This is a genomic window from Chromobacterium sp. Panama (assembly GCF_003052555.1).
Classification (GTDB): Bacteria; Pseudomonadota; Gammaproteobacteria; order Burkholderiales; family Chromobacteriaceae; genus Chromobacterium.
Genome location: NZ_QARX01000001.1, coordinates 1,287,422 through 1,301,325, shown reverse-complemented (window position 1 = coordinate 1,301,325; position 13,904 = coordinate 1,287,422). Strand labels below are relative to the sequence as shown.

Annotated in this window: 11 protein-coding genes and 2 tRNA genes; 7 read left to right on the top strand and 6 right to left on the bottom strand. The window is 66.8% G+C overall.

What is annotated here, in order from left to right:
* Nucleotides 1-22: 22 nt before the first annotated feature.
* Complete coding sequence (locus tag DB032_RS06075; protein WP_107798675.1) at nucleotides 23-1,861, top strand: ATP-binding protein; 1,839 nt, start codon at nucleotides 23-25, stop codon at nucleotides 1,859-1,861.
* A complete protein-coding gene (locus tag DB032_RS06070; protein ID WP_107798674.1) occupies nucleotides 1,858-3,201 on the top strand; it encodes a sigma-54 dependent transcriptional regulator in 1,344 nt (447 codons plus the stop codon). The genes DB032_RS06075 and DB032_RS06070 overlap by 4 nt, the downstream gene beginning before the upstream one ends.
* Before the next feature lie 176 nt (nucleotides 3,202-3,377).
* Here DB032_RS06070 and DB032_RS06065 read toward each other — a convergent pair whose 3' ends face one another.
* The 4 genes from DB032_RS06065 to DB032_RS06050 form a co-directional block, all read right to left on the bottom strand.
* Entirely contained in the window at nucleotides 3,378-4,040 is a 663-nt protein-coding gene (locus tag DB032_RS06065) for a DUF6348 family protein (RefSeq protein ID WP_146176586.1), read from the bottom strand.
* Nucleotides 4,041-4,093: 53 nt separating this feature from the next.
* The gene (locus tag DB032_RS06060) at nucleotides 4,094-5,704 is read right to left on the bottom strand and encodes a methyl-accepting chemotaxis protein (protein ID WP_107798672.1); all 1,611 of its coding nucleotides are present in this window, start codon (nucleotides 5,702-5,704) and stop codon (nucleotides 4,094-4,096) included.
* Nucleotides 5,705-5,793: 89 nt separating this feature from the next.
* Nucleotides 5,794-7,563 carry an ABC transporter transmembrane domain-containing protein gene (locus DB032_RS06055; RefSeq protein WP_107798671.1) on the bottom strand — a complete coding sequence of 590 codons (1,770 nt, stop codon included), beginning with the start codon at nucleotides 7,561-7,563 and terminating at the stop codon, nucleotides 5,794-5,796.
* A gap of 126 nt (nucleotides 7,564-7,689) precedes the next feature.
* On the bottom strand, nucleotides 7,690-8,970 hold the full coding sequence (locus tag DB032_RS06050) for an OmpP1/FadL family transporter (protein WP_107798670.1): 1,281 nt from the start codon (nucleotides 8,968-8,970) through the stop codon (nucleotides 7,690-7,692).
* 245 nt (nucleotides 8,971-9,215) lie between these two features.
* Between DB032_RS06050 and DB032_RS06045 the strand changes: the two genes are divergently transcribed.
* From DB032_RS06045 to DB032_RS06035, 3 genes are all read left to right on the top strand, one after another.
* Complete coding sequence (locus DB032_RS06045) at nucleotides 9,216-9,773, top strand: peptidylprolyl isomerase (RefSeq protein ID WP_107798669.1); 558 nt, start codon at nucleotides 9,216-9,218, stop codon at nucleotides 9,771-9,773.
* A 65-nt stretch (nucleotides 9,774-9,838) separates the two neighbouring features.
* On the top strand, nucleotides 9,839-10,330 hold the full coding sequence (locus DB032_RS06040) for a peptidylprolyl isomerase (protein WP_107798668.1): 492 nt from the start codon (nucleotides 9,839-9,841) through the stop codon (nucleotides 10,328-10,330).
* A 76-nt stretch (nucleotides 10,331-10,406) separates the two neighbouring features.
* Nucleotides 10,407-11,123 carry a UDP-2,3-diacylglucosamine diphosphatase gene (locus tag DB032_RS06035; protein ID WP_107798667.1) on the top strand — a complete coding sequence of 239 codons (717 nt, stop codon included), beginning with the start codon at nucleotides 10,407-10,409 and terminating at the stop codon, nucleotides 11,121-11,123.
* An 84-nt stretch (nucleotides 11,124-11,207) separates the two neighbouring features.
* Here DB032_RS06035 and tilS read toward each other — a convergent pair whose 3' ends face one another.
* Nucleotides 11,208-12,488, bottom strand: a complete 1,281-nt coding sequence (tilS, locus tag DB032_RS06030; RefSeq protein ID WP_233246656.1) for a tRNA lysidine(34) synthetase TilS — start codon at nucleotides 12,486-12,488, stop codon at nucleotides 11,208-11,210.
* Between the two features lie 37 nt (nucleotides 12,489-12,525).
* A complete protein-coding gene (locus tag DB032_RS06025; RefSeq protein WP_107798665.1) occupies nucleotides 12,526-13,491 on the bottom strand; it encodes an acetyl-CoA carboxylase carboxyltransferase subunit alpha in 966 nt (321 codons plus the stop codon).
* 218 nt (nucleotides 13,492-13,709) lie between these two features.
* Here DB032_RS06025 and DB032_RS06020 point away from each other — a divergent pair.
* Together DB032_RS06020 and DB032_RS06015 are read left to right on the top strand one after the other, a co-directional pair.
* A tRNA-Val gene (locus DB032_RS06020) sits at nucleotides 13,710-13,785 on the top strand.
* A gap of 13 nt (nucleotides 13,786-13,798) precedes the next feature.
* A tRNA-Asp gene (locus tag DB032_RS06015) sits at nucleotides 13,799-13,875 on the top strand.
* Nucleotides 13,876-13,904: the final 29 nt, after the last annotated feature.

Genomic DNA, 13,904 nt, shown 5'->3' with positions numbered 1-13,904 from the left:
CGCCGATTTCCGATCCGCCGCCATGCTCGCACGCGCGTTGCGTTTCCTGCTGAAAAGCCTGCCCTCCCTCTTCTTGCTGGCCTTGGCGCTGGGCGGCGGCTGGGTGTTGGCCAGCCGCATGCTGCTGACCGAAGCGGAGCGCGAGGGCCGGCATCGGGCGGAGATGCACGCCGCCAACCTCGGCGCCACGCTGGAGCAATACCGCTACCTGCCCTATGTGCTGGCGCTGAACCAGGACATCCTCAACCTGCTGGCGGACCCGCGCAATCCGCGGCGGGTGGAGGCGTTGAACCGCTATCTGGAACAGGTGAACCGGCAGTCGCGCACCTCGGCGCTCTTCATCGTCAACGTGGACGGCATCGCGCTGGCGTCCAGCAACTGGATGTCGCCGTACAGCTTCGTCGGCAACAGCTACGCCTTCCGTCCCTATTTTCAGCAGGCGCTGGCCGGCCGGTCCGGCAGCTTTTACGGCATAGGCAGCACCAGCCGCGAGCCGGGCTATTTCCTGTCCTGGCCGGTCTTGTCCGGCCGCCGCGTCGTGGGCGTGGCAGTGGTCAAGGTCAGCCTGGCGCCGCTGGAGGAAGCCTGGCGCAAGGGCGCGGAGCCGGTCTTGGTCAGCGACCGCCACGGCGTGGCCTTCCTCAGCGCCAACCCGGACTGGAAGTTCGCCACCTGGCAGCCGCTGCCGCCGGCGGTGCGCCGCCAGATCGATGCCACCCGCCAATACCTGGGCGCCAAACTGCATCCCTTCGCGCTGCTGCAACCGCACGCGGGTTGGCGCGAACAGGCCTGGCTGGCGCCGGACAGCGAGCGCAAGCTGCTGGCCGGCCGCTATCTGCAAATCCGCCAAACCTTGCCGCAAACCGGCTGGACGCTGACCTTGCTGGTGGACATGCACGGCCGCAACCTCACCCTGCTCGCCATCATGAGCACGCTGCTGGCCAGCGGCCTGGGCCTGCTGACGCTGTGGCATTACCGGCGGCTGCGGCTGAGCCGGCTGCGGGAGCAACTGGCGGCGCAACAGGCTTTGCAGCAGGCCCACGACCAGCTGGAACGCAAAGTGGCGGAACGCACCCGCGATCTGGCGCTGAGCAACACCCAGCTGTCGGCGGAAATCCGCGAGCGCATCCAGACGGAAAACAGCCTGCGCATCACCCGCGGCCAATTGGCCGAGGCCAGCAAGCTGGCGGCGCTGGGCCAAATGGCGGCCGGGGTCGCCCATGAAATCAACCAGCCGCTGGCGGCGCTGCGCGCCTTCGCCGACAACGCGGTGACCCTGTTGCAACGCGGCCGCCCGGACGACGCCAGCGACAATCTGGGCCAGATTTCCCAGTTGGTGGAGCGCATCGCCCACATCACCCGGGATCTGAAAACCTTCGCCCGCCGCCACCGCGGCCCGCTGGGCCAGACCAATCCGCTCGCCGCGCTGCGCGACACGCTGACCCTGCTGCAGCCGGCGCTGCGCGAGGCCCGGGTGGAGTTGGAGCTGGACCTGCCGCCACGCTGTCCCGACATCGCCTGCGACGCCATCGGCCTGGAGCAGGTGTTCACCAATCTGCTGGGCAACGCCATAGACGCGATGCGCCAGCAAGGGCGAGGCCGGCTGGAAATCAGCCTGCTGCACAAGGCGGGCATGCTGGAATTCCGCCTGCGCGACCACGGCCCCGGCATCGCCGACGCCGATCTGCCGCATCTGTTCGAGCCCTTTTACAGCACCAAGCCGCGCGGCCAGGGCCTGGGCCTGGGGCTGGCCATCGTGCAGGAAATCGTCGAACAGTCCGGCGGCCGCATCGAAGCCTGCAACCACCCGGACGGCGGCGCCCGCTTCATCATCAACTGGCCTTGCGAGTCCGCCTCATGAAACCCTCCCCCAACGTCCGCGCGGGCGTGATCTACGTTGAAGACGACCCGGCCGTGCGCATGGCCACGCTGCAATCGCTGGAATTGGCCGGCCTGCCGGTGCAGGCCTACGCCGACGCCGAAAGCGCGCTGACCGCGCTGAGGCGCGACGAGCGCGCCGTCCTGCTCAGCGATGTGCGCCTGCCCGGCCTCAGCGGCCTGGAGCTGATGGAACAGGCGCTGAACCAGGACCGGGAACTGCCGGTGATCCTGGTCACCGGCCACGGCGACATCGCGATGGCGGTGGCGGCCACCCGCGCCGGCGCCTACGACTTCATCGAAAGGCCCTATGCGCCGGGCCGGCTGATCGAAACGGTGCAACGCGCGCTGGACAAGCGCCGGCTGACGCTGGAAAACCGCGAACTGCGCGCCAGCCTGGCGCGCAGCAACGGACCGGTGCTGATCGGCCATAGCCCGGCCATGCAGGCGCTGCGCGAGACGCTGGCCAATGTCGCCGACACCGACGCCGACGTGCTGATCCACGGCGAAACCGGCACCGGCAAGGAAATGGTGGCGCAGGCGCTGCACGCCTGGAGCCGTCGCCGCGAGCGTCATTTCGTGCCGCTGAACTGCGCCGGCCTGCCGGAATCCATTTTCGAGAGCGAAATTTTCGGCCACGAGGCCGGCGCCTTCACCGGCGCGCTCAAGCGCCGCATCGGCAAGATAGAGTACGCCAGCGGCGGCACCCTCTTCCTCGACGAAATCGAAGGCATGCCGCTGGCCTTGCAGGCCAAGCTCTTGCGGGTGTTGCAACAGCGGGTGGTGGAAAGGCTGGGCTCCAACAGCCTGATCCCGGTGGACTGCCGGGTGGTGGCCGCCACCAAGGACGATCTGGCCCTGGCCAGCCAGGAGCGGCGCTTCCGCGAAGACTTGTACTACCGGCTCAATGTGGTGTCGCTGCGGCTGCCGCCGCTGCGCGAACGGCGCGAGGACATCCCGGACTTGTTCCAATGGTTCGTGGAGCAAGCGGCGGCGCGCTTCGACCGCCCGGCGCCGGACACGCCGCCGGCGCTATTGGGCCGCCTGCAGGCGCAGACCTGGCCGGGCAATGTGCGCGAGCTGCGCAACGCGGCGGAGCGCTATGTGCTGGGCGTGGCGCCGGACGACGGCGAAGCCGCGGCCTACGCGCCCAGCGCGCTGGACGCGAGGGTGGACGCCTACGAGAAGCAATTGATCGAGCAGGCGCTGCTGCGCACCCAGGGCCAGGTGATGCAGGCGGCGGAGCTGCTGGGCATTCCGCGCAAGACCCTGTACAACAAGTTCGCCAAGCACGGCATAGACCCGGACGGCTACCGCGCCTGAGAACCTGCTCAAGGTCTGCTGCGCGTCGTGAAGCGTTGCACGGTGAGTACCCGCTCAAAATGCTCATGTACCACGAGTACATTCCGCTTTTTCGCTCGTTTTCGCCTTGTCTCGCCCTTGCTCGCAAGACTTTGAGCAGTCTGATAGCTGTTCACGATTTACGCTCCGCAGCCGCCTCACACCGCGCGCAGCAGCATGAAATGGCGCAGACTGTAATAACCCTGCGCCGCCGGCCACGGCAAGGCGCCCAACAGGCTCAGACCCGCTTCCCAGCGTTGATTGTCCAGCAGCGCCTCGGAGACGAACTCGCCGTTCAGATTGCAAAAGAACAGCCGGGTCCAATGCGCGTCGCCGGACAGCGTTTCCGCGCGCAGCGCGGCGGTGGCTTGGCGGAACAGCGCCTCGAACAAGGCTTGCTCCAGCCGCTCGGCGGCACCGCGCAGGCCGAAATTGCCGATATAGGCCATATAGTCGCGGCCGGCGATTTCCCAGCGCCGTTCGGTGACTTGCGCTTCGTCGCGGACGCCCCACAGGCCGGCCAGCAACACGTGCAGCACATTGGCGCTGAAATTTTCCAGCGCGTCGTTCAGCCCTTCCCGGCCCGCGCCCAGGCCGGCGAAGCTTTCCATCAAGCGGATGTCGTTTTCCAACAGCACGTGGATGTCCAGCCGGCCGTTGTTCTCGCCCGGCGTCCAGTGAGCGCCTATGGCCGGCAGTTGGCCCTGCGGCAGCAGCCAGCCCTTGGCCTCCTGGCAGGGCAGGCCGTGGGCGGCCAATAATTGCGCCAGCAGCGGCGTGGGGTCGAGCGCGGCTTGGGCTTCCGGAGCGTGGGCAGACAAGATGGCCATCCTTTTGATTTGATCGCGAGGCCGGCAGTGTACCACCGCCCGCCTCACAGCCTGAAGCTGGCCGCCGCCTGCCGCAGCCCGGCGGCCAGCGTCTCCAGCGCTTCCACCTCGGCCTCGGCCGCCAGGGCGGTGGCGCGGGTCTGTCCGGCCAGGCCGGCCACCTGCTCCATATTGCCGGCCACCTCGCGGTTGGCCTCGGCCTGCGCCGCGGCGGCGCCGGCCACCGCGCGGATATTGTCGCGCGCGGACTGCGCGCCGCCGCGGATGCGCTGCAAGGCGTCCGCGGCCTGCCGGGCCATGGCCACGCCACTGTCCACCCGCGGCCCCACCTCGCCCATGCTGGCCACCACGGAATCGGTGTCCGCCTGAATCGCCTGGATGGTGGCGGCGATCTGGCGCGTGGCCTCGCCGCTGCGGTCGGCCAGCTTGCGCACCTCGTCCGCCACCACCGCGAAGCCGCGGCCCAGCTCGCCGGCGCGCGCGGCTTCAATCGCCGCGTTCAGCGCCAAGAGATTGGTCTGGTCGGCGATGTCCTTGATCACCGCGGCGGTGACGTCGATCGCGCGGCAGCGCTCGGCCAGTTCGCCTATGCAGCCGGAGGCCGCCGCCACCTGGCCGGACACCGCCTGGATCTCCTCGGCCGCGCGGCGCACCAGGCCTTCGCCCTCGTCCGCCAGCGCGCAGGCGTTGGCGGAGTCCGACTCGCTCTCCGCGCTGCGGCGCGACACCTCCGCCACGCCGTCCAGCATGCCGGCGGTGGTTTCCGCGGCGCCGGCGCTGGCCGCCGCCGATTGCTCCACCTGGCCGTGAATCTGCTGCATGCGTCCGGACAAACCGCCCACCGAACGCTCCAGCTGCGCGGAACCGTCCTGCAGACGTTCGATCAGCTGGCGCAAGCTGCGCTGCATGCCGGCGAAGGCGTCCATCAGGCTGCCCTCGCTCGGCGCGCGCTCCAATGTCTGGCTCAGATCGCCGGCCGCCATCGCCCGCGCCGTCGCCGCGGCCGCCTCCGCCTCGCCCCCGATCAAGCGGAAAATGGACGCGGCCACGCGCCAGGCCAGCAGCGTCACCACCGCCAACACCGCCAGGCCGATGCCGGAGAGCTTGAGCGCCAGGCCGTTGAACTGGCTTTCCACATCGTCCATGAACACGCCTGTGCCTATGGTCCAGTTCCAGTCCGGTATCCGCATCACCGCATTGAGTTTGGGCAGCACCTCGTTGCCGTTGGGCCGCTTGGTGCGCACCAGCGCAAAGCCGAAATCGCCGTTCGACAGCGCGTCGCGGTAGGCCTGCACCAGGGTGCGGCCGTCCGGCAGCTTGCCGCCGGTGTCCCGCTTGCCCAGCTTGCGCCGGTCCGGGTGCACCAGCACCAGGTCCGACGCGTCGCGCGCGAACACGTAGTTGCCCTTGTCGCGCAGTCCGGACATCGCTTCGACCGCGCGCCGCTGCGCCTCCTCGCGCTTGAGCTTGCCGCTTTGCTCCTGCTTCTGGTACATCGCCACCTGCTGGCCCGCCAGGTGCACCAGGCTGCCGATCTGCGCCTTGCGGTCCTCCAGCAGGGTGGAACGCAAGGTGTGCAAGGCGAATCCGGCCACCACGCACAGGCCCAGCCCGGCGCACAACACCACGCCCCCCAAACGGACAGCCAGTTTCATGTCTTCGCTCCATCACGGGTCTCGGCGCCGCGCGGCGGCCGTTCATCCATGGAGCATAGACTATTCATTATGCTTAAGCGGACGCTGCCTCACCCCTCCCCGCCGGCGGCGAACTGCAAGGCCGCCAGCCGCGCGTACAAGGGCGAGTCGGCCAACAGGCTCTGGTGACTGCCTTCGGCCACGATGCGGCCCTGGTCCAGCACCACGATGCGGTCCGCCTGCTTGACCGTGGCCAGCCGGTGGGCGATCACCAGGGTGGTGCGGTTTTGCGCGGCGCGCTCCAGCGCCTGCTGCACCAGTTGTTCCGACTCCGCGTCCAGCGCGCTGGTGGCTTCGTCCAGCAGCAGCAAAGGCGGGTTCTTCAAGATGGCGCGGGCGATGGCGATGCGTTGGCGCTGGCCGCCGGACAGGCGCACGCCGCGTTCGCCCAGATAGGTGTCGTAGCCCTGCGGCAACTTCTCGATGAAGCCGTCGGCGGCGGCGGCGCGGGCCGCGGCCCGCACCTCCTCGTCGCTGGCCTCGGGTTTGCCGTAGCGGATGTTCTCCAGCGCGCTGGCGCCGAAGATCACCGAATCCTGCAAGACCACGCCCACATGGCCGCGCAAATCGGCGAAGGACAGCTCGCGCACGTCCACGCCGCCCAATAGCAATTGCCCTTGCTGCGGATCGTAAAAACGCAGCAAGAGCTGGAACAAGGTGGACTTGCCGGCGCCGGACGGCCCCACCAGCGCCACGTGCTCGCCGGGGCGCACGCTGAGCCGGATGCCGCTGAGCGAGGGCTGGCCGGGGCGGGACGGATAGGCGAAATCGACGTCGCGCAACGCCAGGCCGGCGGGCCCGGCCGGCAAGGCGCGCGGCGCGGCCGGCTCCGTCACCGGCGAACGCAGGGACAGCAGCTCCATCAGACGCTCGGTGGCGCCGGCCGCGCGCTGCACATCGCCCCACACCTCCGCCAGCGCGCCGATGGCGCCGGCGGTCACCACCGCGTACAGGATGAACTGGCCCAGCTGGCCGGCGCTCATCGCGCCTTCCAGCACCGCGTGCGCGCCCAGCCACAAGACGAAGACAATGGCGCCGAAGATCAGCAGGATCACCGCCACCGTCAACCAGGAGCGCGCGCGGATGCGCGCCAGCGCGGCGTCGAAACCCGTCTCCACCGAAGCGCCGAAGCGCCGGCTCTCCCGCGCCTGCTGATTGAAGGCCTGCACCGTGGGAATGGCGTTCAGGGTTTCGCCGGCGATGGCGCTGGAGTCCGCGATGCGGTCCTGGCTGGAACGGGACAAGGTCCGCACCCGGCGGCCAAAAACCACGATGGGCAAGACCACCAGCAACAGCGTCACCAGGATGTAGGCGGTCAGACTGGGGCTGGTGGCCATCAGCATGGCCAGGCCGCCCAGCATCAGTAGCGCGTTGCGCAGCCCCATGGACAGGCTGGTGCCGATCACGGTCTGCACCAGAGTGGTGTCGGTGGTCAGCCGGGACAGCACCTCGCCGGTCTGGGTGACTTCAAAGTATTCCGGGCTGACCCGGATCACATGCTGATACACCGCGCGGCGGATGTCGGCGGTGACGCGTTCGCCCAGCCAGGACACGCAATAAAAACGCAGCGCGGTGGCCAGGGCCAGCACCGCCGCCACGCCGAACAGGCCGAGGAAATAGCGGTTGATGTCCGCCGCCGCGCGCTGGCTGAAACCATGGTCGATCAGAAAGCGAAACGCCACCGGCAGCAACAGGGTGGCGGCGGCGGCCACGATCAGGGCCAGCAAGGCCAGCCAGGCGCGCAGCCGGTACGGGCGCAGATAGGGCAACAGGCCAGCCAGCGGGCTCAGCCGCAGCCATGGGGAGGGGGCAACGGACATGGGAATGGACGCTCAGTGAAACACAGCGCCCTACTCTAGCCTGCCGCCGGACAAACCGCACCCCCGGACATGAAAAAACCGCCGCGGGCGAAGCCGGCGGCGGCGGGACGGTCAGGCTTGCCTGAATCAGAACTTGTACTGCATCTGCACGCCCAGCAAGTGGCCGCGGATGGAGCTGTAAGAACCTTGCAGCGTGTCGATGTTGTTCCGAGGACTCTTAGCGGTATGGTTGACGTCGCGGTCGCCCACGCCCATCAGATAGGTGTAGCCGGCGTCCACGGTCAGCTGCTTGCTGGCCTTGTAGCTGGCGCCCAGGCTCAGCCAGACGCGGTCGGTGTCCGGAATCAGCGGATTGCGGTAGCTGGCGTTGCGCACCGGGCTGGTTTCGTAGCCCACGCCGCTGCGCAGCGTCAGTTGCTCGTTGAAGTTGTAGTCGGCGCCCACCGAGAACAGCCAGCTGGCCTTCCAGTGATTGTCGATCACGGTTTCAGCCATCGGATTGCCCTTGATCACCAGCTGATCGAAGCGGCTCCAGTTGGTCCAGCGCGCGGTGGCGCTCAGCGCCCACTTGCTGTTCAGACGGCTGAAACCGGACAACAGCAGCGATTCCGGCGTGGTGACGTCGGCGGCGCCGGCATACACGCCATCCAGATTGGTCATGCCCGGAATGCCGAGACGGTTGAAACCGCTGGCGGTATAGTCGCCGCGCGCCTTATGGTGCAGCTTGGAGCGATAGGACAGGCCAACCCGGTTGTCCTGGTTGAACGCGTACATCAGGCCCAGATTGTAGCCGTAGGCCCAGCTGTCGGCGTCGATCTCGCCGGTGGCGCCCGGGAAGAAGGCGCCCTGCTTCAGATCGGCCTTGGCGTACTGCGCCGACACGCCGGCGCCGAAGCTCCACTTGTCGTCCAGCTTGTAGGCGAAGGACGGGTTGAAGTCCACGGTCATGATGGAACTGGAAATGCCGTGGTTGCGGCCCACCCAGTTGTCGTCATAGCTGGCACCGAGGCCGAAGGGCACGGTGATGCCCAGGCCCAGGCGGGCGCGTTCGCTCAACTGATGCACCAGATAGGCGTTGGGGATGAATTCGGCCTTGGCGCGGCCGTTGTCGCTGCCCTGGCGCGCGGCCGGGAAGCCGCCCTTGCCTTCGAACGGCGCGTCGATTTCGGCGTAGGTGAAGCCGCCCTGCACCTGGGTGCCTTCAATCAAGGTCATGCCGGCCGGGTTGTAGAAGACGGCGGACAGGTCGTCGCCCACCAAGCCGGCGCCGGCGTGGGCGCGGCCCAGGCCGGCCACGCTTTGCTCGGACAATTGGAAGCCGGCGGCCTGAGCCAGCGGCGCGGCGGCCAACAGGCCGGCCACCAGCGCGGGAATGAGGCGAACAGCGGAAGGTGCGAATGCTTTCATTTTTTTATATCTACCCCGGCGGCGGCTGCCGCCTTTGTTATTGGAAACCGAGCTTGCGTGCGAAAATATGCCATCCAAATAGATAGCGATCACACAATTTTTAGGGGGTGGAGTCTAAATACTATTTTTTAAAAAAACAAGAAGTCCGCCTTAGGCTAAAAGCATAAGACAGCCGCGCCATGCGCTGAATCAAAAGGCTGTGCTAATATTGGCGGCTCCTCATAACCCTGTTGAATAAAGCAACCATGAAACGAATGCTGAGCATGCTGGCGTTGAGCGCGCTGCCCGCCGTGGCCCTGGCCTCGCCGACAGTGGAAATGACCACGAACAAGGGCAATATCGAGATTACGCTGGACTCGGCCAAAGCCCCCAAGACCGTGGAAAACTTCGTCGCCTACGCCAAGGCCGGCCACTACAACGGCACCGTGTTCCACCGCGTGATCGACGGCTTCATGATCCAGGGCGGCGGCTTCGACACCAAGCTGAACCAGAAGCCCACCCGCGCCGCCATCGCCAACGAGGCGAGCAACGGCCTGAAGAACGGCATAGGCACCATCGCCATGGCCCGCACCGCGGACCCGAATTCCGCCACCGCCCAGTTCTTCATCAATGTGGCCAACAACGACTTCCTCGACTATAAATCCCCGACGCCCCAGGGCGCCGGCTATGCGGTGTTCGGCAAAGTGACCCGCGGCATGGACGTGGTCAACCGCATCGCCAAGACCCGCACCGGCAGCATGAACGGCATGGGCGACGTGCCGTTCGAGCCCATCGTGATCCAGAAAGTCACCATCAAGCCTTAAGCTTTTCTACAACCTCTTTCATACCGGCAGGCCCCACGCGGCCTGCCCGTCATCAAGGAAACACCATGATCAAACTGACCACCAACTTCGGCGCCATCGTGCTGGAACTGTTCGCCGACAAGGCCCCGAAAACCGCCGCCAACTTTGAAGAGTACGTAAAAAGCGGCCATTACGACGGCACCATCTTCCACCGCGTGATCAACGGCTTCATGATCCAGGGCGGCGGCTTCACCGCCGACATGTCGCAAAAGCCGACCAACGCGCCGATCGAGAACGAGGCCAATAACGGCCTGGCCAACAAGGCCTACACCGTGGCCATGGCCCGCACCATGGACCCGCACTCGGCCTCCGCCCAGTTCTTCATCAATGTGTCCGACAACGACTTCCTGGATTTCAAATCGGAAAGCGCCCAAGGCTGGGGCTACGCCGTGTTTGGCCAGGTTGTGGAAGGCCAGGACGTAGTGGACAGCATCAAGGCGGTGCGCACCGGTCGCAGCGGCCCGCATCAGGACGTGCCGGCGGAAGCCGTGGTGATCGAGAAAGCCGAAATCATTTGATTCGCCGACGCCGCGCGACGCGCGGCGCGCTTCCAGCCCGGCCGTCCGGCCGGGCTTCAACTCATCCGCACGCGACATGGCCATTCACTTCATTTCCGATCTGCACCTGGCGGACGACACTCCGGCGCTGAACCGCTTGTTTCTGGACACGCTGCAAGCCTGGCAAGGCCGGATCGACGCGCTCTACATCCTGGGCGATCTGTTCGAATACTGGGTGGGCGACGACGACGATTCGCCGTTCCTGGAAACGCCGCTGGCCGCGATGCGCGCCTTCGCCGCCGCCACGCCGCTGTACGTGATGCACGGCAACCGCGATTTCCTGCTGGGTGAGGGCTTCTGTCTGCGCAGCGGCGCGCGGCTGCTGGACGATCCAAGCTTGATCGAGGCCCATGGCCGCCGCTGCCTGCTCAGCCACGGCGACGCGCTGTGTACCGGCGACGCCGCCTATCAGCAGTTTCGAGCCGTCAGCCGCAACCCGCAGTGGCAGCAGGCGATGCTGGCGCGGCCGCTGGCGGAGCGCCACGCGATCGCGCGTCAGGCGCGCCAGCAAAGCGAGATGAGCAAACAACAGAACGGCCTGAGCGAGATTTCGGACGTCGCCGCCGACGCGGTCGAGGCGCTGCTGGCCGCCCACGACTGGCCGACTCTGATCCACGGCCATACCCACCGCCCCGCGGTCCACCGACACGGCGAATCCGAGCGTTGGGTGATCCAGGACTGGCACGGAAACCAGGGCGGCTATCTGCGCCTGGACGATGCCGGCATCGTCAGCCTGCCGCTGAACGCCGCCTGAGAATTTGCGCAAAGTCCGCTGCGCATCGCGAGACATCAGATTGCAAATGCAAAACGCCTGCCGGATCGGCAGGCGTTTTTCACGTCAACGCGGCTCCGCCGACAGCGGCCGCCACAGCGGCCACCAGCCCGGCCCGCAGGCCAGTTCGGCGTCCACCGCCACGCCGGGCAGCGCCAGCACGCGCCCGTCGGCGTCGCACAACAGCGGCCAGCGCTCGCGCAAGGGTGGCGCGATGCCGGCCTCCTGCAGGAAGTTCTTCACCGGCTTGCGCCCCATCCCGGCCGCCAGCCGCTCGCCGCCCTCGCGCGGCCGCAGGCTCAAACCCCGCGCCAAGGCCTCCGCCGGCAGGCCGCTTTGCCGCCACTCCCAGCTCAGCGTCCCGCCCCACTCTTGCACCAGGCGTTCCGCCTCAGGCTCCACCGCCCCCAGCGACACGGCCGCCGGCGCCGGCAGCGCCGGCAAGGCAAACAGGCCGTCGCGATAACGGTATAACAGGCCCCGCGCCAGACTCAGCCGCGGACAGCTGGCGGCGCCGGCCTCCAGCGCCTGGCGCTGGAACTCCGCCAGCGCGTCCGGCTCCGGCGCCGGCCAGGCCAAACCGCGCAGCCAGGCCAGCAGGCATTGGCGTTGCCTGGCCGCGGACAAGCCGCGCCAGCGGATCAGGTCCAGGCCGCCTTCGCGCCGGCAAGCGGCCAGATCCTGCGCCGCCACCTCGTCCAGCACCGCGGCGGCGTCCGCCAGCAAGCCGGCCGAGCGCGTCAGATGCCGGCGATAATCCGGCAGCGCCGCCTCCAGCTGCGGCAGCAGCCGCTGACGCAGCAGATTGCGCCGCCAGCGCTCGTCCTGATTGCTCTCGTCCTCAACCCAGCTCAGGCCCTGCGCCTGAACAAACGCCTCCAGCTGCCGCCGGCGCAAGCCCAGCAAGGGCCGCCACAGCCAGGGCCCGTCCGCGTCCAGCTTGCGCAAGGCCGGCATCGCCGCCAAAGCGCGCGCGCCGCCGCCGCGCAGCAATTGCAGCAGCACGGTTTCCGCCTGGTCGTCCAGATGATGCGCCAAGACCACCACGCCGGCGGCGGAACGCCGATACGCCTGGTAGCGCGCCTCGCGGGCCACCGCTTCCAGACTGTCGCCGCCGCTCAGGACCAGCTTTACCCGCTCCACCCGCAAAGACGCGCCCAGCGACGCGCACAAGGCGCGACAGTGCTCGGCCCAGGCGTCGGCGTTCGGGCTCAGCCCGTGGTGCACATGCACCGCGCGGATCTCCAGCTCCGGACGGCGCTCGCGCGCGCGGCACAGCAGCGCCAGCAGCGCCACCGAATCCAGGCCGCCGCTCAAGCCCACCTCAAAAGCACATTGGCCGGACAATTCGTCCGGCCAATGGCTTAACAGAGATTCGAGCGGGTCAGGCTGCGGCTTCCTTGAAGCGGCCATAACTCATCAATCTGTCGAAACGGGTTTTCAGCAACTCGTCGATCGGCTTGCCGGTCAAGTCTTTCAACTCTTCCTGCAGCACGCGCTTCAGCGTCGCCATCATCTGAGCGTGATCGCGATGCGCGCCGCCCACCGGCTCGTTGACCACGCGGTCGATCAAGCCCAGCGTCTTCAGGCGCGGCGCGGTGATGCCCAGGGCTTCCGCGGCGTCGGACGCGCGCTCGGCGGTCTTCCACAAGATGGAGGCGCAGCCTTCCGGCGAAATCACCGAGTAGGTGGCGTATTGCAGCATATTGACGCAATCGCCCACCGCGATGGCCAGCGCGCCGCCGGAACCGCCCTCGCCTATCACCGTCACGATGACGGGCACGCGCAAACGGGTCATTTCATAGAGATTGCGGCCGATGGCCTCGGATTGGCCGCGCTCTTCCGCGCCGATGCCGGGCCAAGCGCCGGTAGTGTCCACCAAGGTGACCACCGGGATGCCGAACTTCTCGGCCAGCTTCATCAGGCGCAGGGCCTTGCGATAGCCTTCCGGATGCGGCATGCCGAAATTGCGGCGGATCTTTTCCTTGGTGTCCCGGCCCTTCTGCTGGCCGATGACCATCACCGACTGGCCGTTGAAACGGGCCAGACCGCCCACGATGGCGGCGTCGTCGGCAAACGCGCGGTCGCCGTGCAGCTCTTCGAAGTCGGTGAAAATACTCTCTATATAGTCGAGCGCGTAGGGGCGCTGCGGATGGCGCGCCACCAAGGCGATTTGAGACGGCGTCAGCTTGGCGTAGAGGGACTTGGTCAAGTCCTGGCTCTTCTTCTGCAGGCGCGCGATCTCCTCGGAGATGTCCAGCACGGAATCGTCCTGAACATAGCGAAGTTCTTCTATTTTGTTCTCGAGCTCGGCAATAGGCTGCTCAAAATCGAGAAAGGTCGGCTTCATTCGTAACGTCATCCGATAAATAGCTAATGGCGGCATGATACCTTAGCGGCAAAGTCGGCGTCACCTTTCTGTCTGACAAAAACATTAAATTTTGGAGCATTTATTCGAAATTGCCGCCGGTTGCAAAAATTTGCGGGTAGACCACTTGCGCAAGCTTAAACCCTGTGTTTTAATTCGCCTCCTCGCTGAAACGCAAACGCAGCAGCGAAAAGGATTCAGGGCGTTTAGCTCAGTTGGTAGAGCGTCTGCCTTACAAGCAGAATGTCGGCGGTTCGACTCCGTCAACGCCCACCAAAGTTTTGCGGTTGGAGTGGTAGTTCAGTTGGTTAGAATACCGGCCTGTCACGCCGGGGGTCGCGGGTTCGAGTCCCGTCCACTCCGCCAACAGTATTAAAGCAGTACCCGGATTCGGG